This is a genomic window from Vibrio sp. 9-16B-A1 (assembly GCF_056726165.1).
Genome location: NZ_JBSDZD010000001.1, coordinates 174,871 through 200,438, shown reverse-complemented (window position 1 = coordinate 200,438; position 25,568 = coordinate 174,871). Strand labels below are relative to the sequence as shown.

Here is a 25,568-nt window from a genome sequence, read left to right as displayed (position 1 = left end):
CTATTTATCAAGACAGAGATTCAGTCTGATGTTATCTCAGCCAGCTTCAAAGCTTTCCCGCCGCGTTGCGGTTATCGGCGGCGGTATCGCCGGTTCGACCGCGGCCCTGGCTCTTGCCGAGCAGGGGCTCGATGTTACGCTGTTTGAACGTAAATCCGGCCTGGTCAGCGGACCGCCGATTTGTCACCTTCATGCCGGTGGTAACCTTTACCGGGAAATCTCACAGCAGCAGTGCATTACCCTGTTGCGTCAGTCCATTGACAGCGTTAAAGCCTTTCCGCATACCTTTAATCACCGTCCGACCATTATTGCTGTGCCGTGCAGTGATCCCGGCACACCTCAGGCCATTGTTTCCCGCCTTGATGCCATTCGCCAGGCATATCAGTCGCTGGTTGAGAAAGACTGCAGTAATAAAGTGCTCGGTGAACCGGATGAGTATTTCCAGCTCTATACAAGAGAAGCACTCGAAGCGCTGGCACAAAAGCCTCAGCCGGCGCACCCGCAAACCAATGATGACTGGGTGATCCCGTTTGCCCGTTTTGCAGAGCTGGATAAGCTGCGCTACCCGGTTGTGGCGGTGCAGGAACACGGATGGAGCATTTTCCGTCTGGCCGCGACGTTGACCCTGGCTTTGGAGAGTAACAGTCATTGCACAGTGCGCTCTGGTACCAGTGTTGAGTCGGTATCGGCCAAAGGTGAGGGCTGGAAGCTGGATTACGCCAGTGAAGCGGGTACGGAAACCGAAGAGTATGATTTTCTGGTCAATGCCTGTGGATTTGAAACCGGTACGGTGGATGACTGGGCCAATAAGCCGCGTCAGCGGCTGGTGGAGTTTAAAGCCGCTTATGTCACGCGCTGGCCGGAAAATAAGATGCAGTGGCCGGAAGTGATCTTCCACGGCCCGCGTGGAACGCCTCAGGGGATGGCGCAGTTTACGCCCTATCCGGGAGGTGTTTTCCAGCTTCACGGTATGACCCATGACATTACCCTGTTTGAAGGAGGCCTCGTGTCTTCAGGCAGTGCTTCTGCGCAGCCGGTACTGCCACCGCTGCTGCTTAATAAGGTGAAAACGGGCTGGCTGCCCGGACAGCAGCAGGAAAGAACCACCAGGGCTATCAGCCACATGAGTCAGTTTATTCCTGCTTTTGGAGGGGCTGAGGTTGCCGGTAAGCCACTGTTTGGCGCACAGCAAATCCCGGGAGATGACGTGACTCTCCGGGCGGCAGACCTTTCGTTCTGTGGTGATAACTATGCCCGCCTTGAAGTGGTGAAAGGCTCATCGGTTATCGATGCGGCAAAAGGCATCCTGGCCCACCTTAAAGCCCGGGGCTGGCCGGTCAGTGATGAGCCGGTACTTGTCACCGCCGCATCTTTTGGCCGTATTGAAGTAGGGGACAAGGCGGTTGAGCTGGCTCAGGAGCGCGGTTATCCCCACGAGCTGGCGGAGTATATTGACTGAGTTACTTCACTGTTCAGGGCAGGTGTATATAACTGCTGACAGGACAGTGATCGCTCAGCCGATAATCCAGTACATCCTGACGGCTGAACACCCGCTGCTTTGCGTCGCTTCCGGTAAGGGATGGACTGGTAACCATATGGTCGATGACCTTGCGAAACTGAAAAGTCTGGCCAGGCTTTTTAGCTGAGCGTATCAGGCAGTCCGGCCGGGTCTTTTCGGTCAGCAGTTGTGGCCCGGGGCTGACAGAGCGCGTCAGCTCTGCCCATAGCCAGTCACCCGGGTAGCTCAGGTTGTGATTAAAGTCTCCGGCGATAACAAACGCCTCTTCATTGGTCACCCTTTCCTGAATCCATTGGTTTAGTTCCTTTCCCTGCCTGGCAAGTTGTTTGCAGTCGCGGCTGGCCCGGTACTTGCCGCTGCAGCGGGCTTTAAGGTGAACAGAAAGCAGGTGCAGTGGTTTATCCGTTGTGTTTCTCTGTACGGTGATATACGTGGCAAAGCGCAGCTTGTGTGTTTGCTGGGGAAGCAAATCTATATCTTGTGGGTCTGAGATGATCAGTGAAGGGTGTACAGCAAAGCCGGTAAACTGATTAACGTCGTCAAAATGCCGTTCTGGCATATCAAAGCGATCAGAAAAAAATATCTGATAATCCGGCCCGGTGATTTTGCGAATTGCGGCCAGGTCGTTGACTTCCTGAAATGCCAGCACATCAGGCTGAAGCGCATCAAAGTAGTGCTTCATCTTATTGTTATCTCTCTCAGTACGCTCTGTTGGTTTAATGTGAGATACTTTGTGGGAGCTGAGCCACTCAAAATTCCAGCTGGCTACATGAACTGGCGCTGCGTGGAGAGTCGCGCTTATCAGCCAGATCAAAACAGTCATATATATGCGCACTAAGTTATCCTTTTGAACGTTTTCCGGGCTATCAAATCAATCCTGAGCTTACCGTGATTCAGCCGTCAAATAACAGACATTTAAGGCGGTTTTCATGCTGTCATTCATAACTGGGATCCGTGGCAATAAGATCGACTTGATCTTGTTCGGTGTGCGGTTTCTTTTGATCTGGATCAAAACTATTTCTTGGGGGTTTTCGTTAAATACGCCACAATATATTGTGTCTGGTGCTCAACAGGACACCATATAAGGTATCGGTCAATAAAAATAATGCCTGCGGGTAAGGAGAATAAGGTGAATACTGTCGTAATCAAAAGGGATGGTTCGAAAGCCCCGTTTGAAAGAGCGCGTATCGTAGCAGCGGTGGAAAGTGCTGCTGAAGTCGTTGATGGCGCATTGGCTGCTTATGCGGCCCAGGTAGCAATGACGGTTCAGGATGCGCTGCGTACACGCGACGAGGTAGACATCAGTGAAATCCAGACCCTGGTAGAGAACGAACTGATGCAGGGCTCTTACAAAGAGCTGGCACGTTCTTACATCGAATACCGTCATGACCGTGACATTGCGCGCGAAAAAAGCAGTGCACTGAATCAGGAGATTCAAGGTCTAATCGAACAAAGTAACGCCGATCTGCTTAATGAAAACGCAAACAAAGACGGTAAAGTAATTCCTACCCAGCGTGACCTGCTGGCCGGTATCGTGGCAAAGCATTACTCTAAAACTCACATTCTGCCACGTGAAGTTGTACAGGCGCACGACTGTGGTGATATTCACTACCACGATCTTGACTACGCACCGTTCTTCCCGATGTTTAACTGCATGCTTATTGACCTGAAAGGCATGCTGACGCACGGCTTTAAGATGGGCAACGCGGAGATTGATACACCCAAGTCAATTTCAACGGCAACAGCGGTAACCGCTCAGATCATCGCGCAGGTAGCCAGCCACATATACGGCGGTACCACCATTAACCGTATTGACGAAGTTCTTGCGCCTTACGTGACCACCAGCTTCGACAAGCACATGAAAGTGGCTCAGGAGTGGGATATTCCAAACCCTGAAGCATTTGCCCGTGCGCGTACTGAGAAAGAGTGTTACGACGCATTCCAGTCTCTGGAGTATGAAGTAAACACCCTGCATACGGCGAACGGCCAGACTCCGTTTGTGACGTTTGGTTTTGGTCTGGGTACCAGCTGGGAATCACGCCTTATCCAGCAGTCTATCCTGAAAAACCGTATTGCCGGCCTGGGTAAAAACCGTAAAACTGCGGTGTTCCCTAAACTGGTATTTGCCATTAAAGATGGTCTTAACCATCGTAAGGGCGATCCTAACTACGATATCAAGCACCTGGCGCTTGAGTGTGCGTCCAAGCGCATGTACCCGGATATTCTTAACTACGACAAAGTAGTAGAAGTGACTGGTTCGTTTAAAACTCCTATGGGTTGCCGCAGCTTCCTGGGCGCTTACGAAGAGAACGGTGAGCTTATTCACGAAGGTCGCAACAACCTTGGTGTTGTCAGCCTGAACCTGCCTCGTATCGCACTGAAAGCGAAAGGTGACGAGAAGCGTTTCTACCAGATTCTGGATAAGAAACTGGCCGTCGCGCGTCTGGCTCTGGAAACCCGTATCGAACGTCTGGAAAATGTAAAAGCACGCGTTGCTCCTATCCTGTACATGGAAGGTGCGTGTGGCGTCCGCCTGAATGCGGATGATTCAGTTGCAGATATCTTCAAAAACGGCCGTGCGTCGATCTCTCTTGGCTACATTGGCCTGCACGAGACCATCACTGCGCTGTTTGGTGAAGAAACGCACGTCTTCGATGATGCTGCGCTGCGTGCAAAAGCAGTGGACATCGTTAAGTACCTTGCGAAGGCTGTTAATGGCTGGAAAGAAGAGACCGGTTATGGTTTCAGCCTGTACGCAACCCCAAGTGAAAACCTGTGCAGCCGTTTCTGTCGTGTGGATACCAAAGAGTTTGGTGTTATCGAAGGCGTAACCGACAAAGGCTACTACACCAACAGTTTCCACCTGGATGTACAGAAGAAAGTAAACCCATACGATAAGATCGACTTTGAACTGCCATATCCGGCCATTTCAACAGGTGGCTTCATCTGTTACGGCGAGTTCCCGAATATGCAGCGTAATATTGAAGCGCTGGAAAACGTTTGGGATTACAGCTACAGCCGCGTGCCTTACTATGGTACTAACACGCCAATTGATGAGTGCTACGAGTGTGGTTACAACGGTGAGTTTGACTGTACCAGCAAAGGTTTCACCTGCCCGAAATGTGGCAACCACGATGCTACCAAGGTTTCAGTAACCCGTCGCGTATGTGGTTATCTGGGCAGTCCGGATGCGCGTCCGTTCAACTTTGGTAAGCAGGAAGAAGTTCAGCGCCGCGTGAAGCACCTGTAATATGAACTACAGTCAGTATTATTCGATTGATGTGGTGAACGGACCGGGTACCCGCTGTACCCTGTTCGTCTCCGGATGCGTGCATCAGTGCCGGGGCTGTTATAACCAGGCAACCTGGTCACCGCGTTCGGGTAATCTGTTTACCCGTGAAATGCAGGACCAGATCATCGCTGACCTTAGTGATACCAGGATACCGCGAAGAGGGTTGTCCCTTTCCGGCGGTGATCCGCTTCACCCGGATAACGTCTCAGACGTGCTGGCGCTGGTTCGTCGGGTACGTGAAGAGTGTCCGGGCAAAGATATCTGGGCATGGACCGGGTACACAATGGATGAGCTGACGCCAGCTCAGCAGGAAGTTGTATCTCTGATTGATGTGCTGGTGGATGGTAAGTTTGAACAGGATCTTGCGGATCCTGAGCTTGAGTGGCGCGGCAGTGCCAATCAGGTCATCCACAAAATTAAACTGTAAAGGAGCCGGCTGGCTCCTTTTTTCATTCCTGGCGCAAATTAAGGTTGAGAGCCCGCTCACAAACGGGTAAGTTGAAGTCACCATAACTTGTTCAAAGGACTGAGACTTTTATGCTTTCAACACTGCCGGTTCCCCAGCCAGATCCTATCCTTTCTCTTTCGGTTGCTTATCGTAACGATCCCCGTCCTGAAAAAGTGGACCTTGGGATCGGCGTATACAAAAATCAGCATGGTCAGACGCCAATCATGGAAGCGGTTGGTCTTGCTGCTGAAAAACTCACCCGGAGTCAAACCACCAAATCCTACGTAGGGCTTGCCGGTTGTGAAGAGTTTAACCTTTGCATGCAAAACCTCGTTCTGGGCGATACCCCGGTTCAGGACAGAATGAGCACGATTCAGACGCCGGGAGCCAGTGGCGCACTGCGTATGCTTGGTGACCTGATTAAAGTGGCCCAGCCGGATACCACGGTGTGGCTGAGCGATCCCAGTTATGTGAACCATAAGCCGGTGATGGAAGCGGCTGGTCTGAAAGTACGCCATTACCGTTATTTCTCCAGACGCACCAAACACGTCGATACCGACAAAATGCTGTTTGACCTGTCTCAGGCAGGCCGGAATGACGTCGTGCTGCTGCATGGCTGTTGTCACAATCCGACCGGCGCCGATATCGATTTTGCTACCTGGCAGATCCTGACTGAAATGGCCGTGAAGCAGGGTTTCACTCCATTTGTGGATGTGGCTTATCAGGGTTTTGGTGATGGTCTGGAAAAAGATGTCAAGGGCCTGCGTTACATGGCAGAGCGGGCAGAAGAGATGTTCATTACCGCTTCGTGTTCAAAGAACTTTGGTCTTTACCGCGAGCGTACCGGCGCAGCGATGGTGATCGCGAAAAGTGACAAGTACGCACAAAATGCCAAAGGCATGCTGCTTAAGATGGCCCGCGCGACTTATACCATGCCACCGGATCACGGCGCAGCGCTGGTACGGACGGTAATGCAGGATGCTGAACTGACGTCTGTCTGGAAAAAAGAACTGGGCGAAATGCAGCAACGCCTGGTCAGTTTGCGTACGCAACTGGTGCAACAGTTTAACCAGGTTCACAATAGCCAACATTTTGATTTTATACGTGATCACAAAGGAATGTTCACTGTGCTAGGCTTTAGCAGTGAACAGATGGCTGCGCTGAAAACGGACTTCGGAATTTATGGTGTGGCGGATGGCCGGATCAATATTGCAGGTCTTACAGAAAAGGACATTCCTTATGTTGCCGATGCTGTCTGTAAGGTTGCGAAGCAGAATTAATAAGGAGAACCTATGAGCCCCTGGAAAACAGTATTACTTGCGGTCGCCATGGGAAGTCTTGCCGGCTGTGCCACCATGGACACTAAGCCTGAGACCAAAGAGGAGACGGCTGAGGTAAAACCGGAAACTAAACCGGAAACTAAGCCGGAGGAAGCGAAGCCAGAGGTGACACCGGAAGTTAAACCGGAAACCAAGCCAGAGGTGAAGCCAAAGCCTAAACCAGCACTGAAAACCTCCGATGGCAAGCTGATTCTGGGTGAGAAAGAGTGGGTATATTTCCCGGGGCTGGATAAAAGCTTCAGGGCACGTATCGATACCGGCGCAACTACTTCTTCTATCAGTGCGCTAAATATTGAGCCTTTTGAGCGTGATGGCAAAGACTGGGTGAAGTTTACCGTGGCCCATGACAAGCACGAGAGTGAGCCTTTGTCTCTCCCGGTAGAGCGCTGGGTTAAAATCAAGAAAGCCAGTTCAGAAGAGTACGACAGAAGACCGGTTGTTCTGGGCTGGATTCAGGTCGGGGACCTGAAAGACAAAGTGCAGTTTACCCTGGTTGATCGTACTCACATGGATTTCGGGGTGTTGCTTGGCCGAAACTTCTTTACGGATGTAGCGGTAGTGGACGTGTCCCGCACTTATGTTCAGCCGAAAGTGAAGTAATTCGAAACAGCAATGAAAAACCGCGACCTGATTGGGCCGCGGTTTTTTTGTATCTGTATCTTTATTGGCGTTATGTCTGAGGACCGGCCTCAGAACATAAAGCGTGCGCCCAGGATCAACTGAGGACCGTAGATACCGTGGTCAGCAATATTGGCACCGATAGAAAGCTGGTCGGTAGAGTGGAAGCGGCCACCAAAGCTGTAGATGGTTTCAGAGCCATCTTTGTAAACCAGCTGACCGATCATTGCATTCGCTTCAATGCTGTCGATCACCCATGCGCGCACACCAAACGCCAGTTCTGGGATAAAGTCGCTGCCAACGAACTTGTCGTCAGAGGTTTTTACATTGTGCAGCAGAATGTGGCCATAGATGTCTGCGAACTGAGTTGCCGGGCCGTTAAAACCGACACCGCCTGCAAAATCGTAATCACTTTCAAAGCTGGAGTCGAAACGGCCGATAAAGTGTGTGTTATCCGTAAAGGCCATTTTGCCTTCCACGCCATAAGTACTTGGGTTTGCGCCGATCCTTACTTCAAATGACGTATAGTTAAAGTTGTTTGCCTGGGCGGCAAAAGGGCTCAGTGCTGCCAGTCCAAATACGGCGATTGCGCGGGCTTTTCCAAACATATTGTTCCCATCCATTCATTCTGTGCGTTGGCAGAGTGCCAAAAATACCACTATGCCAAATGGCCTGCAATAAGCAGGCCATATTTTTGGAATGGGAGATAATGCCTTGATTTATAATATGATGACGTGATCTACCTCTATTTCCGGAGTCGTGCCCCCTTCATATTCACCAAAGAGTCGAATATTTGACTCAGGTGTCAGGGGTTGTGCCAGACGGATGTCGTCATCAAACTCAACCTGGATTTCACCATTTCCGTCGCTGAACAGGTAAGTATCTTTGTTAATTTGACGGATCAGGTGGCCCTCAACCACAACATCTTTCTCTGTGAACATGCTGGTATCCTGCAGCAGTTCACTGACTGACGAAACATTGACGGGGCCGGTAAACTGAACTGAGCCCTGGCGGTCATGATCGCCTTTTGCCAGAGCAAGGGCAGGAGCAAGAATAAGGCCAGCAGCAACTGCGTAAGTAAAGGTTTTCATCAGTATTCCTCGGGTTTGTTATTGATTCGCGTCTATTAAAACCCTTTTCATTTGAACCGGTGCTGAGGCTGTGATTCATGTTCCATTCATCATTTGGAAGCGGACAGAGAAGCGCATATACTAAAGAGAAATTTTTCTGAAAATATAATCACCTATGCTGTCTCCATTTCAGGCCCTCATGGTTCAGGGCACCACCTCCGACGCCGGTAAAAGCGTATTAGTGGCAGGCTTATGCCGCGTCCTCGCCCGTAAAGGGATAAAGGTTGCCCCTTTTAAACCTCAGAACATGGCGTTAAACAGCGCAGTGACACCGGACGGAGGCGAAATTGGCCGTGCGCAGGCAGTGCAGGCGCTGGCGTGTGGTGTTGAACCCAGTGTGCACATGAATCCCATTTTGCTTAAACCCAATTCGGACACCGGTGCTCAGGTAATTGTTCAGGGGCGGGCGCTGACTAATATGGAGGCAACCGGCTACCACGACTATAAAAAAGTAGCGATGGACAGCGTGATGGACTCGTTCGGCCGCCTCAGAAATGACTATCAGTCAGTGATGATCGAAGGGGCTGGCAGTCCGGCAGAAATTAACTTACGGGCAAATGACATCGCCAATATGGGCTTTGCTGAAAAAGCCGATATACCGGTGATCATTGTCGCTGATATTGACCGGGGCGGTGTTTTTGCCCACCTGTACGGAACACTGGCACTTCTTTCTCAGTCTGAGCAGGACCGGGTGACAGGTTTTGTTATTAACCGCTTTCGCGGTGATATTAAGCTGCTGGAGTCCGGTCTTGACTGGCTGGAAGAGAAAACCGGGAAGCCGGTGCTGGGTGTTTTGCCTTATCTGCACGGACTGAATCTGGAAGCAGAAGATGCGATTACCGCAGAACAGATAAAAGGTGAGGACAAGCTCTTTACGGTCAAAGTACCTGTGTTTACCCGCATCAGTAATCACACCGATTTTGACCCGCTCAGGCTCAATCCGGCTGTAGATCTCCAGTATGTTGGTAAAGGTGAATCACTTCAGGGCGCGGATCTCATTATTCTGCCTGGTACCAAGTCGGTACGTCAGGACCTTGATTATCTGAGAAGCCAGGGCTGGGATAAAGATATCGAGCGTCACCTGCGTTTCGGCGGTAAAGTTTATGGGATATGTGGCGGCTATCAGATGCTCGGCAAAAGTATTGCAGATCCACAGGGGATTGAAGGTGAGCCAGGCAGTTCTGAAGGTCTTGGCTGGCTCGATACCCGCACGGTGCTGGAGGCGGAGAAGCAGCTTAAGACGGTCACCGGTGAACTGAAGGCGGGAGGAACCTGTGCTGAGGTTAGCGGCTATGAAATCCATGCAGGTATTACACATCTGGCAGATACTTCCGGAGCACCGTTTATCCTTGATGGTCAGCCTGATGGTGCTGTAAGCGAATGTGGCCAGGTGATGGGCGGCTACCTGCATGGCGTACTGGATCTGCCACAGGCAAGTGAAGCGATTTTGAACTGGGCCGGGTGTCATCCGACCGGCGGCATCGACTTTGATAAAATGAAGCAACAGGGTATTGATGCTATTGCCGATGCCATTGAAGAGTATATGGATCTGAACCGTATATGGCCGGAGTTGTTTGCAGATGATAAGTAACCGGATATTTGTATTACTGCTGTCCGCGTTAGTCGTTTGCCCGCAATCAGCTATTGCGAAGCCAGTCAGGGTACTGGCGGCCTCCTCAATGACCAATGTCATGCAGGATGTGGCAAAGGCATACGAGAATGACAGACAGCAGACACTGAGCAATGTGTTTGCCGGTTCTTCTTCGCTGGCAAGGCAGATTGAACGTGGCGCGCCGGCCGATCTGTTTATTTCTGCCAATCAGAAGTGGACCCGTTACCTTATTGATGAAGGGCTGGCAGAGGAGGCAAAGTGCAGTCCGCTTACAGGCAATGCACTGGTGCTGATCACACCAAAGGAACGCCCGGTGGTATTGCCCGAATCAGTGGCGGTATACAAGCCGCAATGGTGGCAGGATACTCTCAGTAATGAAAGGCTGGCGGTCGGAAATACCCGCGCAGTACCGGCCGGGATTTATGCCCGTGAGGCGCTGAGTCACCTTAAGCTTTGGGTGATTGCAGAAAAGCACCTGGCTCAGACCAGTAACGTGCGCCAGGCACTGGCACTTGTGGAGCGGGGAGAAGCACCACTTGGTATTGTTTACAAAACTGATGCACAAATGAGTGACGCTGTCACGATATTGCATCAATTCAGTCCGCAGACGCATCAGCCCGTGGTTTACCCAATGGTGTACTTTACGCAGGAAGGTAAAGCGCTGGCTGACTATATGCGCTCAGCGAAAGGAATGGAAATACTGACCCGGTATGGCTTTGTACCGGTAATACTTCAGGGTGAAGGATGCTGACAGATTTCGAATGGCAGGCACTGGTTCTGAGTCTCAAAGTGGCATCAGTCGCAGTTATCTGGCTGCTTCCGGTGGGGATTCTTCTGGCCTGGCTGCTGGCAAAAAAGCAGTTTATGGGTAAAGGGTTGCTCGACAGTGTTATTCATCTTCCGCTGGTGTTGCCACCGGTGGTTATCGGTTATCTGTTGCTGGTCGTAATGGGACGGCGCGGCTTCATTGGTCAGTGGCTTGAGCAGCATTTTGATTTGGTGTTCAGCTTCAACTGGAAAGGCGCGGCGCTGGCTTCAGCAGTAGTAGCGCTGCCTCTGATGGTCCGGGCAATCAGGCTCAGCCTTGAAGCCGTTGACAGTCGCCTGGAGCAGGCAGCCCGCACTCTGGGTGCATCTCCTTTGAAGGTGTTCTTTACCATTACGCTCCCGCTGACTCTGCCTGGCGTTATCAGTGGGATCATGCTGGCGTTTGCCCGCAGTCTTGGGGAGTTTGGTGCAACCATCAGCTTTGTGTCCAGTATTCCCGGCGAAACACAGACTCTGCCACTGGCGATGTACAGTTTTATTGAAACCCCGGGCGCAGAAGCGGATGCAGCGCGCCTGTGTGTGATCTCTGTTGTGGTGGCGCTGTTGTCACTTGTTCTGTCGGAGTGGATGGCGCGTCTGACGCAACGCAGGCTTGGTCAGTCGGAGGGAGGTGGCCATGATTGAGGTATCAATCAAAAAACAGCTCGGTGACCTTAGTCTCGATATGGAGTGGCGTCAGCCCGGAGGCGGGATCACCGCGGTATTTGGCCGCTCAGGAGCAGGCAAGACATCGTTTATTAACGCTATTTCCGGGCTGCATACCCCCGATTCCGGCAGGGTACAGATTAACGGTAAACTGCTGTTTGATTCAGAAAGCGGAGTCAATATTGCTGTCGAGAAACGCCGTATTGGATATGTCTTTCAGGATGCCCGTCTGTTTCCCCATTACTCTGTACTGGGCAATCTGAACTATGGTCGTTCCAGGCCGTATGATCAGGAACAGTTTGACAGAATAGTTTCATTGCTCGACTTGTCATCGTTACTTGGCCGCAGGCCTGTTCAGCTCTCGGGCGGTGAAAAACAACGGGTCGCAATTGGCCGGGCTCTGCTCTCTTCACCTGAACTGCTTATCATGGATGAGCCACTGGCCTCACTTGATATGCCACGTAAACGCGAAGTCATGCCTTATCTGGAACGCCTCTCCCGGGAGCTTTCTGTGCCGATCCTGTACGTGACTCACAGCCTGAGTGAGATACTGCGTCTTGCAGATAATATGCTGGTGATTGACCAGGGCAGGCTGGTGTGTCAGGGCAGTCTTGAAGACGTGTGGAAGTCAAAAGTGATGAGACCCTGGCAGTCGTTTTCGGATCAAAGTACTGTGTTTGAAGCGCATATAGACCACCACCACCCGGAATACGCCCTGAGCTGTCTGAGCCTTGGGGAAGACAAGCATCTTTGGGTGCAGCGTCTTGCCGGCAGCAAAGGCAGCCCGGTACGGATCCAGGTGCGGTCCAACGATGTGTCAGTCGCGCTGGAAAAGCCGGCTGCTACCTCTATTCGTAATGTGATCCCGGTGAAGATAGTGGGTGTCGAGACGCGTGAGCCAGCTAAAGAGCGCCAGAGTGTATCACTGGAACTGGAGATTTCGCCGGGCAGAACTTTGTGGGCGAACGTTACCCAGTGGGCAGTGGACGATCTTGGTCTGAAACCGGGACTGAGCGTATACGCGCTCATCAAAGGGGTGAGTGTGACCCAGAAAGATATGGTTGCCGTCCTGGGTCACGAATCATAGGGGTCAGACTTTAAACTTCTCCACCAGTCCGTCCAGTGCCTCGCACTGGGTGGCAAGCATGTCGCAGGCGTTTTCAGCGCTGCTGACCATTTCCACCATCTGGAATGAACTCTCGATGATAGATTGCATGTGACCGGCGACTTCGTTGGCCAGTTGGTTTTGCTGGCCGGAAGAAGCTTCTATTTCCTTACTGCCGGATGCTATTCCCTCAACAGCACCGGTAACTGAGGCAAGGGTTTCGCTGGTCTGTTTTGACAGATTAATGGTTGTGGTACCTGTTTCCAGGCTGATGTTGACTGCTGATACGGCCTGCTCTGCGGCCTGTTTCAACTGGTCAATGGTCTTTTGGATCTGCTCGGTGCTTTGCTGGGTTTTTCCGGCCAGGGCGCGCACTTCATCAGCCACTACAGCGAAACCACGACCCTGTTCGCCAGCCCTTGCTGCTTCAATTGCAGCGTTCAGTGCCAGCAGGTTAGTCTGGTCAGCGATTTCAACGATAACCGCCAGCAGACCAACGATGCTGTTGACGTTGCTGTCGAGATCGCCAATGACTTCACCACCGGATTTGATCTGGCTCTCCAGTACCGCCATCGAAGAGACGGTTTGATCCAGCAAACGGTTTGCTTCACCTAATTGGTTCAACCCTTCCTGACTCACCTGAGCAGTTTGTGTGGCGTTGTGGGTTACCGTGTCACTTATGGCCTGTACCTGACTGGCTGAGTGCGAGACCTGGTCACTCTCACCCTGCTGACTCGATACATACATCACGATCCCCTGGGTCAGGCTGCGAATATTCTCCATCTCGGCCCGTACTGAATTGGAAGTAATGATAATTTCTGTCATTGAACTATGAACCGATGCCAGAAATGAGTTAAAGGCTTCACTCAGTTTACCGGCTTCATCTGCGGAATTGACGGGAAGGCGCAGGGTCAGATCGGTGTCTCCGCGGGTCATTTTCTCAAGTGCGTCTTTGATCCGGTTAAGCGGGGTAAGAACCTGACTGGTTGTGAGCCACATAAGGACAAGGCCAATACCTGCGACGATTATGCCTCCACCGATAATCAGCCCCGCCGGGCTTTGCTGCCCGCCGAACCGGGAAAGCACCAGCAGCAGGAGCGCTGAGTAAGCTGCTATCAGGATTAAAAACGACAGGGAGATTTTGACCCTGAGTGTCAGATTACTAAACCATTTCATTGTGTGACCCCAACTCATTCCTTTTAGTTAACTATAGACAAAAAAACGGCCCTGATATGGGCCGTTTGGTTCAAAAAGGTTTTGATTTACTTATTTTTCTGCAGTGAACTCACCAACTGTGACTTCAACGCGGCGGTTTTGCTCACGGCCCCCTGCTGTGTCATTAGAAGCGATCGGATTGGTTTCACCATCACCGCGTACGGTAATTCGACGTTCGTCTACACCCTGGGAAACCAGGTAATCCGCCACAGACTGAGCGCGCTGCTCAGACAGTTTCTGGTTAAACTCAGCGCGGCCGGTGCTGTCGGTATGGCCGACAATGGTAACTGAAGACTGAGGGTAGGTCAGAAGCAGCTCTTTCAGTTCATCAAACTGGTGAAGCGCTGAAGGACTGAGTTTGTTACTGCCGGTTTCAAACAGGCCGACATCGTGCTGAGAGCGGAAAGTGATGGCTTGAGCGACAGGTGCTGCGGCAACAACAGCAGCTTCTTTTGCCGGAGCAGCTTCAACTGCCGGCTGTACCGATGCGGCAGTTTGCACTGGTTCTGCGTAATTTTGCTGCGCACTTCCAAAACGGTATGTGAAGCCCAGACTTACCAGACCAGAGCTGACATTGCGCAACGAATCATAGCTGTGCGGTGCTGCCATCTGGTATTCAAGACGGGCAGAGACATCAGGGCTGATGAAGTACTCCAGACCAAGCGCGCTGAGCAGGCTGAAGTCTGTATCTGAGGAGGCATATTTCGAGAAACTCACGCCCAGTTTGCCGTAGAAATCGAGAGAGTCAGTAAGAGGGGCGTTGAACTTTGGTGCGAAGGTCAGCTGGCTTAACGCGCCGTCCATTTCGGTTCCCGCACCGTAGTTGGTTTTAAAGTCACCAATTCGTTCCAGACCGGCCTCAATCGACAGGGTCTCACTGTATTGGTAACCGAGGTACCCACCAAATCCAACACTGTTATCATCACAGGGCTCTGATGCGACACAGGCATTTTTCAGGAAGGAGTAGCCGGCTTTTGCACCAATATAAGTCTGGCTTTGTGCCGCCAGAGGAAGGGCTGCAAGAACTGACAACGCGATTAACTGCTTTTTCATAGTGGAATCCTTATCCGCATTGGGTAGGTTTTAGTTATTGTTGCGGCTTAATTATTGATTTCAGAAATGAAGGAATCAATTTTGAGAGGTAAAAAAAATGTCAAAATGCAAAAATTCTTAAAATTGAAACAAAAAAAAGCCACGCCCGAAGGCGTGGCTGATGATTCATTAAGTGCTTATTTAGCAAACACTTCTTTGAACTCTTTCTTCAGAAGAGGGTCACGACGTGCTTTTTTCAGCTGCTTGGCTATGTCTTTAACACAGTTGTGCAGAGACTGATCCAGAAGCTGTGCTTTGTAATCGGTCTTCTGCTCGTCGCTCATGCTTGCTGGCAGTTCCAGGGTCTGGAACTCTTCCATTACGCTTACGCCGGCAAATGCCTGGCCAACAGAGATCAACGCGTGAAATTGCTCGAAGTTATCCAGGATGTTCTGAGCGCTTGCTGGCAGAGTATTCCAGGTCTCGCGTACTGCTTCCTCAGAAACTTCGTGGATTGAAGCGACCATATTGTACAGCTCTTCAGGTACATCATCGAACGCGATAACAGCGCGCAGTTCAGGAGAAAGAGAGTTCAGGTCTACTTTGGTAGCTTCAGCAGTTTGGGATTGTTCTGACATGGAAGTGTCCTAATTCGGTTTTTAAAAAAGGGGATACTATGTGTCTGTGGATAAATGTCAACTTATTCACGCCGTTATCTGGCAGAACAGAAAACCGGCATGCTATATTTTGATTTAATGTGATGATAATTGGTTGGATTTGTATGGAGTTAACAACCTCGTCAATCCGCATACTGCTGGTCGACGATCTGCAGATAGAACGTATGCAGTTGGCGATACGGCTGAAACAGCTTGGGCATGTTGTTGAGATGGCAGAAAGTGGTGAGAAGGCTCTGGAAATCTATTCCGTGTTTGAACCAGAGCTGGTGCTGCTTGATATCAGTATGCCCGACATGGATGGTTTTGAGGTCGCGAGGCATCTGCGTGAAACTCATGATGAATGGGTTCCGATTATTTTCCTCAGCAGTCACGAAGAGCCTGCCATGATCGCCCGGGCTATTGAAGCCGGTGGCGATGATTATCTGGTTAAGCCGGTGGACAAACTGGTGCTCAATGCCAAGCTGGTTGCCATGCAGCGTATCGCCGGAATGCGGAGAGAGCTGAAACTGGCAACCGCTCAGCTGGAGTCGATGAACTCTTCACTGCAGCAGCAGGTCAATGAAGACGGGCTGACTGGTGTATATAACCGTCGCTTTATCAATGATGAGCTGGCCAAAATGATTACCTGGCATGGCAGGCATCGCCTTCCGCTGACGGTTATATTGCTCGATGTGGACTATTTTAAAGCCTATAACGACAGTTATGGTCATATAGAAGGGGACAGTTGTTTGCAGTCCATCGCCGGAACCCTGCATGACATGTTCACCCGTACTGGCGAGTTCGTTGGCCGTTACGGTGGTGAAGAGTTTGCCGTGATCATGAGTAACTCTGATACACACTACGCAGTCAGACAGATGGATCGGATCCGCGATACCATTGCGGAGCTTTGCATTCCTCACCGTGAGTCTGTGGTTTCTGGGTGCGTGACGGTGTCACAAGGGGGCTATGCCCTGATCCCAACCGGACGGGAATCCGTCGATGAAATCTTCAGCCGCGCAGACAAAGCGCTGTATAAGGCAAAACATTCGGGTCGTGATCGGTTTGAAGTGTGTGAACAGGGCGTGTGCTGAGAGATCTGGCTTTCCCCTGCAGGAAAACCGGAATGAAAAAAGCCACCGTAATGGTGGCTTACTTTTACTGACGTTGTTATGTCAAGCCTTTATATGGCACTCACATCTTCAGCCTGAGGACCTTTCTGGCCGTGGGTAACCACAAAAGATACCTGCTGACCATCAGTCAGGTTACGACGGCCAGTACCATTAATCGCTGAGAAATGGACGAACACGTCTTTACCGCCTGCTGCCGGTGTAATGAAACCAAAACCTTTATCCTGGTTGAACCACTTTACAGTGCCATTGACTTTTTCACTCATATTTCAAACTCTTCTATATACACGTTGATGCACTATCGCAACAACAAATTCACACTACCGCAGAGCGATAATTACAGCCAGTGAAATATCGGGGAAGTGTTTGATGGTGTGATCTTGTCCAGATAAATTGCTAATTCCCGAGCTAAGTCTCATTCCGGGTATGGTTTTTGATTCATCAGACATGCCTTAACCTGGGAGTAAAAGTGAACCGTGAAAGGGATTTACGGCACTTTATGCTGCAACGACGCAGTTACGGCCCTTTTTCTTGGCTTTATATAGGGCTTCGTCGGCTGCTTTGATAACTTCTGTGTACTTGCTGTGTTGCTGGTTATCGGACACACCAATACTGATGGTGACTTTAGCCGTTTTGGCCGCGTTGCCGGAGCCGCGTTTTTTGGTGCCGGCTTTGTCGTTTTTCGGCCGGGAATCTTTATTACGGATGATCATCTCGTAATCTGCGATGCTTTGACGAAGCTCTTCGAGATACTCAATGGTTTCGTCTGCGTACTTTGACTTGAAGAGCACGGTAAATTCCTCACCACCATAGCGGTATACTTTGGCATTACCACCGGTTTTAAGCAGTTTCTTCGCTACCAGACGCAGGACGTGATCCCCGGTGTCATGGCCGTGAGTGTCGTTAAACTTTTTAAAGTGGTCGACGTCGAGCATGGCAATAGAGTAGGTACGGCCCAGATGCGCCATTTCGTTTTCCAGTGCGCGGCGGCTTGGGATTTCCGTAAGCTGATCAACAAAAGCCAGTTTATGGCTGGTGGAGATGATGTTGTAAATCAGCAAAATACCGGCGCAGGTAAACAGCACCGACGAAATATAGGTCAGATGAAAGCCAAAAAAGGTCATGCTGGCGAACAGCAGTGCTGAATAGATACAGCTGTCTATGGGTTCATTACGGGTCAGCACCATTATCCCGGAGACAGCGACAAAGCCTGCGCAGTAGAGTATCGCCAGGAAAGGCAGGCGGGAAACGCCTTCAATGGAAAACAGCAGCCCTTCCCACAGCTGTTCATCACCGGCCTGCTTATAGTGAGAAATAATCAGATCACTCCAAAACAGAAAACCTGCCATCACGACAAGATAAAGTATGCCGGAGCGGGAGAAAAAACGTCTGTTGGGAAAGGCATAAACAGAAAAGCACGCGGCAGGCAGAAGAAAAGCCAGCAGGCTGAACTCCAGCCGGGCGGTGCCGTAGGAAAGCGGAACCTGAAGACGGCTCTGTATAAAGTAGTAGGCCAACGTCATCGCCACGGCAATCATGCCCATCCGGCCCTGGCTGAAGCTGTGGCATAAAAGCAGCGCTATGCCGAACAGCATATACGGCAGCAGGCTGACAAAACCCAGGTTGTCAGTAACGAAGCTGTTCAGATAATCAAGCCCCCCCCAGGCCCCGGCAACAAGCAGGACAGGAGTCAGAAAACGGATCTGATTAGAGTAGGAAGAGAGCCAGGGCATTCGTAGAGCTACTTAGTATTGTGTATTTTGTACATAGTGGAATTGAGCTTCTAAGGATACGTTTATTCCGCTATTTTCCAAGTACTTTGCTAAACTATTTAGAAAAAAGTACATGAATTGGGAGCTCTGCAGATACGAATGTTGTCAAAAGAGCGCAGGTACATCAGTTTTATGTGGTGACTTAGGGTATAAAAAGAGTCAGAGCAGAGATATAGCAACTTAAGGAAAGGACGTTATGCAAATTAGTGTCGATGTTCACAACTATATGGAAACGCTGGTCGGTCACCGGTTAGCACTGGAATACTACACGGAGAAGTATTCCTCTGATCAGCTTGCAGATTTAGCATGTATTACATTAAATCAGTTGAGGCCTGTTTACATTCGTTATGACATTGATTTTCTCTCCTCTTTGCCGGAAGAAAAATTTGTGGCGATCAATAAGCAGGTCGATGCAGCTCTCGATGCCGCAGAAAAGATGATAGAAGATGACCGGCGAAAAGAGCGTGAAGGTGATGTGCCGGTAGTGTACAGTCGTCCAAGACGCGTCGACGATGACGAACTGGAATGGTACGAAGTGCCTATTTTAAAGCAAAACAGTGACAAAAACGGAGGTTAAGCGTGGGTCTGTTTTCAAAGTTGTTTGGTGGGGCGAAAACCCCGGAAGTAAAGCAGGCGGAACCGGTTGAGTACGAAGGATTTAAGATCTATCAGGAAGCCAGGGCTGAAGGTGGTCAGTTTCGTATTGCCGGACGGATAACCAAAGAGTATCCGGATGGTGAAGTGAAGGAGCATGTGTTCATCCGCTCAGATCTTTTATCAACTGAGCATGATGCCAACGAGTTTATGCTGAAAAAAGCGCAGATGTTTATCGATCAAATGGGTGATGAGATTTTCTGAATTGTCGGTAACATTATAAACACAAGGGCTTTTCCTGAGGTTTGAGTCCCATCCGTTTTTATGAGCCAGCAGGTATTAATCTGTTGGCTCTTTTTGTATTCTGGGTGAAAAAGCAACGTTTGACTGAATGGTGTTCAATTTGCTGGCAAAAGTCATCTGGTTTGACCTCTGTTTAGTGTCTCGCACGTTGTTTTTTTACGCTAATAAAGGGAGAATTGACCCTTACTTTCAGTTATATGTAATGAAAGTTTGTATTTTTATTACAAAGAGCTTGAAGTACGCTTCAGGCTTGTATAAAAAAAGAATATTCATTGTGCCAATAGTAGGGAATAACTATGCAAATTGGTGTGCCTAGAGAGATACTCGTAGGTGAAACACGAGTTGCTGCGACACCGAAAACGGTTGAGCAGCTTTTAAAGCTGGGATTTGAAGTCTCAGTAGAAACCCAGGCGGGCGTACTGGCAAGTTTTGATGACGCCGCGTATGAAGCCGCAGGGGCTAAAGTTGTATCTGCAGATGAGATTTGGAACTCCGATCTGATCCTTAAAGTGAATGCACCTCTTTATGAAGGTGACATTGACGAAGTAGAGAAGCTTAAAGAGGGTGCAAGCCTGATCAGTTTTATCTGGCCGGCACAAAATCCGGAGTTGATGGAAAAGCTGTCTGGCAAGAACATTAACGTAATGGCAATGGATGCTGTTCCTCGTATCTCTCGTGCTCAGGCGCTGGATGCATTGAGCTCAATGGCAAACATTGCGGGTTACCGTGCAGTTGTAGAAGCGGCGCATGAGTTTGGCCGTTTCTTTACCGGTCAGATCACGGCAGCCGGTAAAGTGCCACCAGCCAAAGTTCTGGTAGCGGGTGCCGGTGTTGCTGGTCTGGCAGCTATCGGTGCTGCTGGCAGCCTGGGTGCTATCGTTCGCGCATTTGACGTTCGTCCTGAAGTAAAAGAGCAGGTCGAGTCAATGGGTGCCGAGTTCCTTGAGGTAGACTTCCAGGAACAGTCCGGCTCAGGCGATGGTTACGCGAAAGAAATGTCTGACGAGTTCAACAAGAAAGCAGAAGAGCTGTACGCAGCTCAGGCGAAAGACGTTGATATTATCGTAACGACTGCACTTATCCCTGGCCGTCCGGCTCCGCGTCTGATCACCAAAGAAATGGTCGACAGCATGAAAGCGGGCAGCGTGATTGTTGACCTTGCTGCGGCTAACGGCGGTAACTGTGAGTACACAGTTGCGGACAAAGTGATCACCACTGACAACGGCGTTAAGGTTGTTGGTTACACCGATATGGTTGGTCGTCTTCCTACTCAGTCTTCCCAGCTTTACGGTACCAACCTGGTAAACCTGCTGAAACTGCTGTGTAAAGAAAAAGACGGCAACATCGACATCGATTTTGAAGATGTGGTACTTCGCGGTGTAACTGTGGTTAAAGAAGGTGAAGTGACCTGGCCTGCGCCACCGATTCAGGTGTCTGCTCAGCCGGAAGCCAAGCCTCAGGCTGCACCAGTTAAAGAAGTAAAAGCAGACGAGCCGGTTTCTCCGGTTAAGAAGATTGCAGGTCTGGTTGCCGGTGTCGGTGCCTTTGCCTGGATCGCGTCTGTTGCTCCTGCGGCATTCCTGTCGCACTTTACGGTATTCGTTCTTGCCTGTGTTGTAGGTTACTACGTGGTATGGAACGTAACTCATGCGCTGCACACGCCACTGATGTCAGTGACCAACGCAATCTCAGGCATCATCGTTGTTGGTGCGCTGCTTCAGATTGGGCAGGGCAACGGAGTGGTGACCTTCCTGGCGTTTATCGCCGTGTTGATAGCAAGCATCAACATCTTTGGTGGCTTTACCGTCACCAAGCGGATGCTTGAAATGTTCCGTAAAGACTAAGGAGTAACAAATGTCTGCAGGATTAGTACAAGCCGCATACATTGTTGCTGCGGTTCTATTCATTATGAGTCTGGCTGGCCTGTCAAAGCAGGAATCTGCCCGCTCTGGTAACTACTACGGTATCGCAGGTATGGCGATCGCTCTGATCGCGACGATCTTTGGCCCGGAAGCTGAAGGTTTTGCGTGGGTTATCGTAGCTATGGCTATCGGTGGTGCGATTGGTATCTTCTACGCTCGTAAAGTAGAAATGACCGAAATGCCGGAGCTGGTTGCAATCCTACACAGCTTTGTGGGTATGGCTGCAGTACTGGTTGGTTTCAACAGTTACCTTGAGCCACCGGCACCGATCTCAACCGATCTGGCTGAGATCCACGCAGAGCACGTGATCCACCTGGTGGAAGTGTTCCTTGGTGTATTCATCGGTGCGGTTACGTTTACCGGCTCGATTGTTGCCTTCGGTAAACTGCGTGGTGTGATTTCATCTTCTCCGCTGAACATTCCACACAAACACAAGTGGAATCTGGCAGCGGTAGTTGTGTCATTCCTTCTGATGATGCACTTCGTAAACAACGACGGCAGCATGTTTGCCCTGATCGTGATGACCCTGATTGCATTCGCATTCGGTTACCACCTGGTGGCATCTATCGGTGGTGCGGATATGCCGGTTGTGGTTTCAATGCTGAACTCCTACTCAGGCTGGGCAGCCGCGGCGGCTGGTTTCATGCTGGCAAACGACCTGCTGATCGTAACCGGTGCTCTGGTTGGTTCTTCAGGTGCGATCCTGTCTTACATCATGTGTAAGGCGATGAACCGCTCGTTTATCAGTGTTATTGCTGGTGGCTTTGGTCAGGAAGTTGTGGTCAGCGGCGATGCAGAAGAGCAGGGTGATCACTACGAGACTCACGCTGAAGAAGTCGCAGAAATGCTGAAGAACTCTAAGTCTGTGATCATCACTCCTGGATACGGTATGGCAGTAGCTCAGGCTCAGTACCCGGTATACGAGATCACTGAAAAACTGCGTGCACACGGCGTTGAAGTTCGCTTTGGTATTCACCCGGTAGCGGGTCGTCTGCCTGGCCACATGAACGTACTGCTGGCGGAAGCGAAAGTACCGTACGATATCGTGCTGGAAATGGACGAGATCAACGATGACTTCGAAGAGACAGATACCGTTCTGGTTATCGGTGCGAACGACACCGTGAACCCGGCAGCACTGGAAGATCCGAACAGCCCAATCGCTGGCATGCCGGTTCTTGAAGTGTGGAATGCGAAGAACGTTGTTGTGTTTAAGCGTTCTATGAATACTGGTTATGCCGGCGTTCAGAACCCGCTGTTCTTCAAAGAGAACACCTCAATGCTGTTTGGTGATGCAAAAGAGAGCTGTCTGAATATTTCAGCGCATATCTGATCTGCTAATCAGTTTTGAATCAAAGGGAGGCTTCGGCCTCCCTTTTGTTTTAGCGCTTTAGTGCGGATATGTTATATTGATAACTGCTTATACCTATTATAAAAAACGAGATTAGTCAGATTTTGTATCGTTCACTTTTGCTTTTTGTTACGGCTGCCCTGACAAGTACGACTGCGACGGCAGAGAGCCTGCCAGAGCGCATTGATGCTTTTCGCGCCAAATTTGATAACGTGCCGGCGCTTGTCTCTTATGACATGCGCGTGATCCAGTCTGACTTTCCTACCAAACTGTTGACACCGGAGTCCATGCTCCCCCAGACCGAAGATTATCCTCTTAGGGATGTTCAGCGCCTGTATGAGCTCGCCCATACCTGTACCGGCAAACTTCCTTTAAGCCCGCTTATCACAGAACCACTGGTGTTCACCCGCGCGATGTGTAAAAGCACCAAACTGCCGCTTAAATGGTTTGCCCGATCAGGTCTTATTCATCCGGGCGGGGGAACGTATGCCGCCCGTTATGCCGCAAGATACCCTGTTTTGTATGATGATCTGAAAGATTACATGCACATTAAAGAGCGTCCGGTTGCGGAGCCTGAAAGCCTGCTCGGTCGCCTGCAGGCGATGGATTATAGTGCTATTAATGCGCTCATTTCGGGATCAGACATGTTGCAGCAGGGGCAGGAGCTCTGGCTTCGTCAGGGTGACAAGTATCTGATCTATCCCTACTCAGTCTGGTCTCCGTTTCTGGCCGAAACCAGCCTGAAAGCCACGCTGGAGAATAACGCCAGCATTTGTTACGTGCGCAGTGGTAATATTTGCTGGGAGCAGGAAGATCATTCGGATCTTTTGCTCAATATTATGATCGCGCTGGTGCTGTTTAACGTGGTGATCCTGGCTGCGTGGGCAACATCCCGCTGGAATGACAAGCGTAAAGAGCTGAGAAGCCGGATGCTGGTCCTGCAGATCCTGACCCACGAACTGCGCACTCCAATTGCCAGCCTTTCCCTTACCGTTGAGGGATTTCGCCGGGAATTTGAACACCTGCCCGAGTCGGTTTACGATGAATTTCGCCGATTATGCGAAGATTCACGCAGATTACGCCAGTTAGCGGAGGCAAGTAAGGATTATTTGCAATCCGATAACAAACAGTTGGCCTCTGAATGGTTACCATCAGTATATGAATGGCTGGCTTATCGGTACGAAGAGCTGCCGGTACCTATAGATATTCAGTTAAACCAGGACAGGGCAGTAAAAGTTAACATTTACTGGCTTGGTACCTGCCTGGATAATTTGGTTAATAACGCGGTCAAATATGGCGTTGCTCCTGTTGGCATCAGAATTACAACGGGTGATAAGAGCATTCGTTTTGAAGTGCAGGATCAGGGCACGTTAACCCGCAAAGACTGGAAAGAATTAAGAAAGCCGTTTGTCAGTAAAAGCGGCTTAGGACTGGGCCTGACCATCGTTGAATCGATGGTAGAGCGAATGGGAGGCAAACTCTCACTTGAAGGCCCACCGACGACATTTATATTGGAGATACCTTGTGAAACAGACTCTGCTTCTTGTTGAAGATGATAAAAACCTGGCTGACGGTCTGCTGGTCAGTCTTGAGCAGGCTGGTTATGACGTGTTGCATGCGGAGACGATCGCCGAAGTTGCGCCGTTGTGGGAAAAAGTGGATCTTGTAGTTCTCGACAGGCAGTTGCCGGACGGTGATTCCGTTGATCATCTGGCCGACTGGAAAAAGATCAAGAAAGTACCGGTGATCCTGCTGACGGCGCTGGTATCGATAAAAGATAAAGTCTCCGGCCTGGATGCCGGTGCCAACGATTACCTGACCAAGCCGTTTGCTGAAGCTGAGCTGTTTGCCCGCATTCGTGCCCAGCTTCGTGTGCCGGATAGTGACGGGGAAGAGGAGCACCGCGTGGTTGTCGGTAATCTTGCTATCGATACCCAAACCCGCGAAGTCGTTTTTAACGAAGAGCAAATTACGCTGACCCGTACCGAGTTCGATCTTTTGCTGTTCCTGGCAACCAATATCGGTCGTGTATTCACCCGTGATGAACTGCTGGACCATGTTTGGGGTTACAACCACTTCCCGACAACCCGTACTGTAGATACCCACGTACTGCAGCTGCGTCAGAAACTGCCGGGCATAGAGATTGAAACCCTGCGTGGCGTTGGCTACAAGATGAAAGGCTGACAGTGAAGAAACGACTCTTTCTCACTCTGATGTTTGCCGCCACAGCATGTGCGGCAAACAATCCTCCCTGGTTTGAACAGCAAACTGAGCTGACCCATGCCCACAAAAAATTGCTGGAAAATGATCTTCCTGGCTCATTTGCGGCTATGGTGCAGGTCTGGCAGAAGTCTCCGGAAGAGTATGTGGCCAGGCACCTTGATCAGTTACTGGTCAAATCGCTGGAAAAAGACTGTGGCCGTTCGCTGAGTAAAACAGAACTGCCGGAATGGCTGGATGAGCTGGTGATCCGTCGTCAGGTAATACAATCTCCGGGCAGACAGTCTTCAAGCTTAATCATTGACGCACTGGCCCAACAGAAACTTCAAAACATTCGCTTCCGTAAGTGGACGAAGGCAAAAGTCTCCTCGGATAATGACTTCAACCTTCTGTCTGAACAGCCCAACGGGGATTTGGTTTACAGTAAACGCTACAGCCTCAACTCGCGCCTTCCCAGTGGCCTTTATCAGGTTACGGTGTCACCCGTGGGGGGTGAGGAATGGAATTCCTGGGTAATTGTATCGGAGCCTCAGGCCAAAGAAGTGCTTCGCTGGCAATCCAAAGACGCGTGGAAAGTTGAGAAAACCGGCCTGCTGAACCGCCACTGTCCGCTGCCGGTAATGAATATCTCAGTTTTCGATTACTTTGAAGGCCAGTATCAGAAAATCTGGACCAAGGACTACGAAACCGAATATCCAACAACCATACCTCTGTCTGATTTTGCACCGGATCGCTATGTTTTGGCGGTTTCGATAACCCATAAACGCTGGCAGGGTGTAATTTCAATAGAAGATCAGCAGGTTATTAGTAAAACTTACGATATATCGGTGGATTAATAGCGC

The 25,568-nt window shown here is 50.4% G+C and carries 25 protein-coding genes; 17 read left to right on the top strand and 8 right to left on the bottom strand.

The window, feature by feature from the left end; translation table 11 throughout:
* Window positions 1-28 precede the first annotated feature (28 nt).
* Window positions 29-1,459, top strand: a complete 1,431-nt coding sequence (locus ACVB80_RS00965; RefSeq protein ID WP_481079385.1) for an FAD-dependent oxidoreductase — start codon at window positions 29-31, stop codon at window positions 1,457-1,459.
* A 13-nt stretch (window positions 1,460-1,472) separates the two neighbouring features.
* Here ACVB80_RS00965 and ACVB80_RS00960 read toward each other — a convergent pair whose 3' ends face one another.
* Window positions 1,473-2,354 (bottom strand): endonuclease/exonuclease/phosphatase family protein, encoded by an 882-nt coding sequence (locus tag ACVB80_RS00960; RefSeq protein ID WP_481079384.1) that lies wholly within the window; start codon window positions 2,352-2,354, stop codon window positions 1,473-1,475.
* A 294-nt stretch (window positions 2,355-2,648) separates the two neighbouring features.
* Between ACVB80_RS00960 and nrdD the strand changes: the two genes are divergently transcribed.
* The 4 genes from nrdD to ACVB80_RS00940 all read left to right on the top strand — a co-directional run bounded on the left by nrdD (window position 2,649) and on the right by ACVB80_RS00940 (window position 7,199).
* Entirely contained in the window at window positions 2,649-4,769 is a 2,121-nt protein-coding gene (gene nrdD / locus ACVB80_RS00955) for an anaerobic ribonucleoside-triphosphate reductase (protein WP_481079383.1), read from the top strand.
* Window position 4,770: 1 nt separating this feature from the next.
* A complete protein-coding gene (gene nrdG, locus ACVB80_RS00950) occupies window positions 4,771-5,238 on the top strand; it encodes an anaerobic ribonucleoside-triphosphate reductase-activating protein (protein WP_481079382.1) in 468 nt (155 codons plus the stop codon).
* Window positions 5,239-5,348: 110 nt separating this feature from the next.
* Window positions 5,349-6,539, top strand: coding sequence for an amino acid aminotransferase (locus tag ACVB80_RS00945; RefSeq protein WP_481079381.1), 1,191 nt, complete (start codon window positions 5,349-5,351; stop codon window positions 6,537-6,539).
* 12 nt (window positions 6,540-6,551) lie between these two features.
* Window positions 6,552-7,199, top strand: a complete 648-nt coding sequence (locus ACVB80_RS00940) for an ATP-dependent zinc protease family protein (protein WP_481079380.1) — start codon at window positions 6,552-6,554, stop codon at window positions 7,197-7,199.
* A gap of 89 nt (window positions 7,200-7,288) precedes the next feature.
* Here ACVB80_RS00940 and ACVB80_RS00935 read toward each other — a convergent pair whose 3' ends face one another.
* Window positions 7,289-7,825: a hypothetical protein gene (locus ACVB80_RS00935; protein ID WP_481079379.1), complete on the bottom strand. Its 537-nt coding sequence runs from the start codon at window positions 7,823-7,825 to the stop codon at window positions 7,289-7,291.
* 111 nt (window positions 7,826-7,936) lie between these two features.
* On the bottom strand, window positions 7,937-8,308 hold the full coding sequence (locus ACVB80_RS00930; RefSeq protein WP_481079378.1) for a YgiW/YdeI family stress tolerance OB fold protein: 372 nt from the start codon (window positions 8,306-8,308) through the stop codon (window positions 7,937-7,939).
* 154 nt (window positions 8,309-8,462) lie between these two features.
* On the opposite strand from ACVB80_RS00930, the gene ACVB80_RS00925 reads away from it, so the two are divergent.
* The 4 genes from ACVB80_RS00925 to modC are packed head-to-tail and all read left to right on the top strand — an operon-like array spanning window position 8,463 to window position 12,519.
* Window positions 8,463-9,938 (top strand): cobyric acid synthase, encoded by a 1,476-nt coding sequence (locus tag ACVB80_RS00925; protein WP_481079377.1) that lies wholly within the window; start codon window positions 8,463-8,465, stop codon window positions 9,936-9,938.
* A complete protein-coding gene (gene modA / locus ACVB80_RS00920; RefSeq protein ID WP_481079376.1) occupies window positions 9,928-10,710 on the top strand; it encodes a molybdate ABC transporter substrate-binding protein in 783 nt (260 codons plus the stop codon). Before ACVB80_RS00925 ends, modA begins: the two co-directional genes overlap by 11 nt.
* Entirely contained in the window at window positions 10,704-11,411 is a 708-nt protein-coding gene (gene modB, locus ACVB80_RS00915) for a molybdate ABC transporter permease subunit (protein ID WP_481079375.1), read from the top strand. The genes modA and modB overlap by 7 nt, the downstream gene beginning before the upstream one ends.
* Window positions 11,398-12,519, top strand: a complete 1,122-nt coding sequence (gene modC, locus ACVB80_RS00910; RefSeq protein ID WP_481079374.1) for a molybdenum ABC transporter ATP-binding protein ModC — start codon at window positions 11,398-11,400, stop codon at window positions 12,517-12,519. The genes modB and modC overlap by 14 nt, the downstream gene beginning before the upstream one ends.
* Window positions 12,520-12,522: 3 nt before the next feature.
* On the opposite strand, the gene ACVB80_RS00905 is transcribed toward modC, so the two are convergent.
* From ACVB80_RS00905 to ACVB80_RS00895, 3 genes are all read right to left on the bottom strand, one after another.
* Window positions 12,523-13,713 carry a methyl-accepting chemotaxis protein gene (locus tag ACVB80_RS00905; protein ID WP_481079373.1) on the bottom strand — a complete coding sequence of 397 codons (1,191 nt, stop codon included), beginning with the start codon at window positions 13,711-13,713 and terminating at the stop codon, window positions 12,523-12,525.
* Window positions 13,714-13,803: 90 nt separating this feature from the next.
* Window positions 13,804-14,805 (bottom strand): OmpA family protein, encoded by a 1,002-nt coding sequence (locus ACVB80_RS00900; RefSeq protein ID WP_481079372.1) that lies wholly within the window; start codon window positions 14,803-14,805, stop codon window positions 13,804-13,806.
* A gap of 176 nt (window positions 14,806-14,981) precedes the next feature.
* The gene (locus ACVB80_RS00895) at window positions 14,982-15,422 is read right to left on the bottom strand and encodes a DUF3069 domain-containing protein (protein ID WP_481079371.1); all 441 of its coding nucleotides are present in this window, start codon (window positions 15,420-15,422) and stop codon (window positions 14,982-14,984) included.
* A 143-nt stretch (window positions 15,423-15,565) separates the two neighbouring features.
* Here ACVB80_RS00895 and ACVB80_RS00890 point away from each other — a divergent pair, with 143 nt between their 5' ends.
* Window positions 15,566-16,531, top strand: coding sequence for a diguanylate cyclase (locus tag ACVB80_RS00890; protein WP_481079370.1), 966 nt, complete (start codon window positions 15,566-15,568; stop codon window positions 16,529-16,531).
* 89 nt (window positions 16,532-16,620) lie between these two features.
* Here ACVB80_RS00890 and ACVB80_RS00885 read toward each other — a convergent pair whose 3' ends face one another.
* Together ACVB80_RS00885 and ACVB80_RS00880 are read right to left on the bottom strand one after the other, a co-directional pair.
* Window positions 16,621-16,833, bottom strand: a complete 213-nt coding sequence (locus ACVB80_RS00885) for a cold-shock protein (RefSeq protein ID WP_481079369.1) — start codon at window positions 16,831-16,833, stop codon at window positions 16,621-16,623.
* Window positions 16,834-17,064: 231 nt separating this feature from the next.
* Window positions 17,065-18,300, bottom strand: coding sequence for a GGDEF domain-containing protein (locus ACVB80_RS00880; RefSeq protein ID WP_481079368.1), 1,236 nt, complete (start codon window positions 18,298-18,300; stop codon window positions 17,065-17,067).
* 235 nt (window positions 18,301-18,535) lie between these two features.
* Here ACVB80_RS00880 and ACVB80_RS00875 point away from each other — a divergent pair, with 235 nt between their 5' ends.
* The 7 genes from ACVB80_RS00875 to ACVB80_RS00845 all read left to right on the top strand — a co-directional run bounded on the left by ACVB80_RS00875 (window position 18,536) and on the right by ACVB80_RS00845 (window position 25,562).
* Window positions 18,536-18,916: a late competence development ComFB family protein gene (locus ACVB80_RS00875; protein WP_481079367.1), complete on the top strand. Its 381-nt coding sequence runs from the start codon at window positions 18,536-18,538 to the stop codon at window positions 18,914-18,916.
* 2 nt (window positions 18,917-18,918) lie between these two features.
* Window positions 18,919-19,197 (top strand): HlyU domain-containing protein, encoded by a 279-nt coding sequence (locus ACVB80_RS00870; RefSeq protein WP_481079366.1) that lies wholly within the window; start codon window positions 18,919-18,921, stop codon window positions 19,195-19,197.
* Between the two features lie 335 nt (window positions 19,198-19,532).
* Window positions 19,533-21,080 carry a Re/Si-specific NAD(P)(+) transhydrogenase subunit alpha gene (gene pntA, locus ACVB80_RS00865; protein ID WP_481079365.1) on the top strand — a complete coding sequence of 516 codons (1,548 nt, stop codon included), beginning with the start codon at window positions 19,533-19,535 and terminating at the stop codon, window positions 21,078-21,080.
* A 10-nt stretch (window positions 21,081-21,090) separates the two neighbouring features.
* On the top strand, window positions 21,091-22,488 hold the full coding sequence (pntB, locus tag ACVB80_RS00860) for a Re/Si-specific NAD(P)(+) transhydrogenase subunit beta (protein ID WP_481079364.1): 1,398 nt from the start codon (window positions 21,091-21,093) through the stop codon (window positions 22,486-22,488).
* 119 nt (window positions 22,489-22,607) lie between these two features.
* Window positions 22,608-24,056, top strand: coding sequence for a sensor histidine kinase VxrA (gene vxrA, locus ACVB80_RS00855; protein ID WP_481079900.1), 1,449 nt, complete (start codon window positions 22,608-22,610; stop codon window positions 24,054-24,056).
* A complete protein-coding gene (vxrB, locus tag ACVB80_RS00850; RefSeq protein ID WP_481079363.1) occupies window positions 24,031-24,690 on the top strand; it encodes a response regulator transcription factor VxrB in 660 nt (219 codons plus the stop codon). Before vxrA ends, vxrB begins: the two co-directional genes overlap by 26 nt.
* Window positions 24,691-24,692: 2 nt before the next feature.
* The gene (locus ACVB80_RS00845) at window positions 24,693-25,562 is read left to right on the top strand and encodes a DUF2861 family protein (RefSeq protein WP_481079362.1); all 870 of its coding nucleotides are present in this window, start codon (window positions 24,693-24,695) and stop codon (window positions 25,560-25,562) included.
* Window positions 25,563-25,568: the final 6 nt, after the last annotated feature.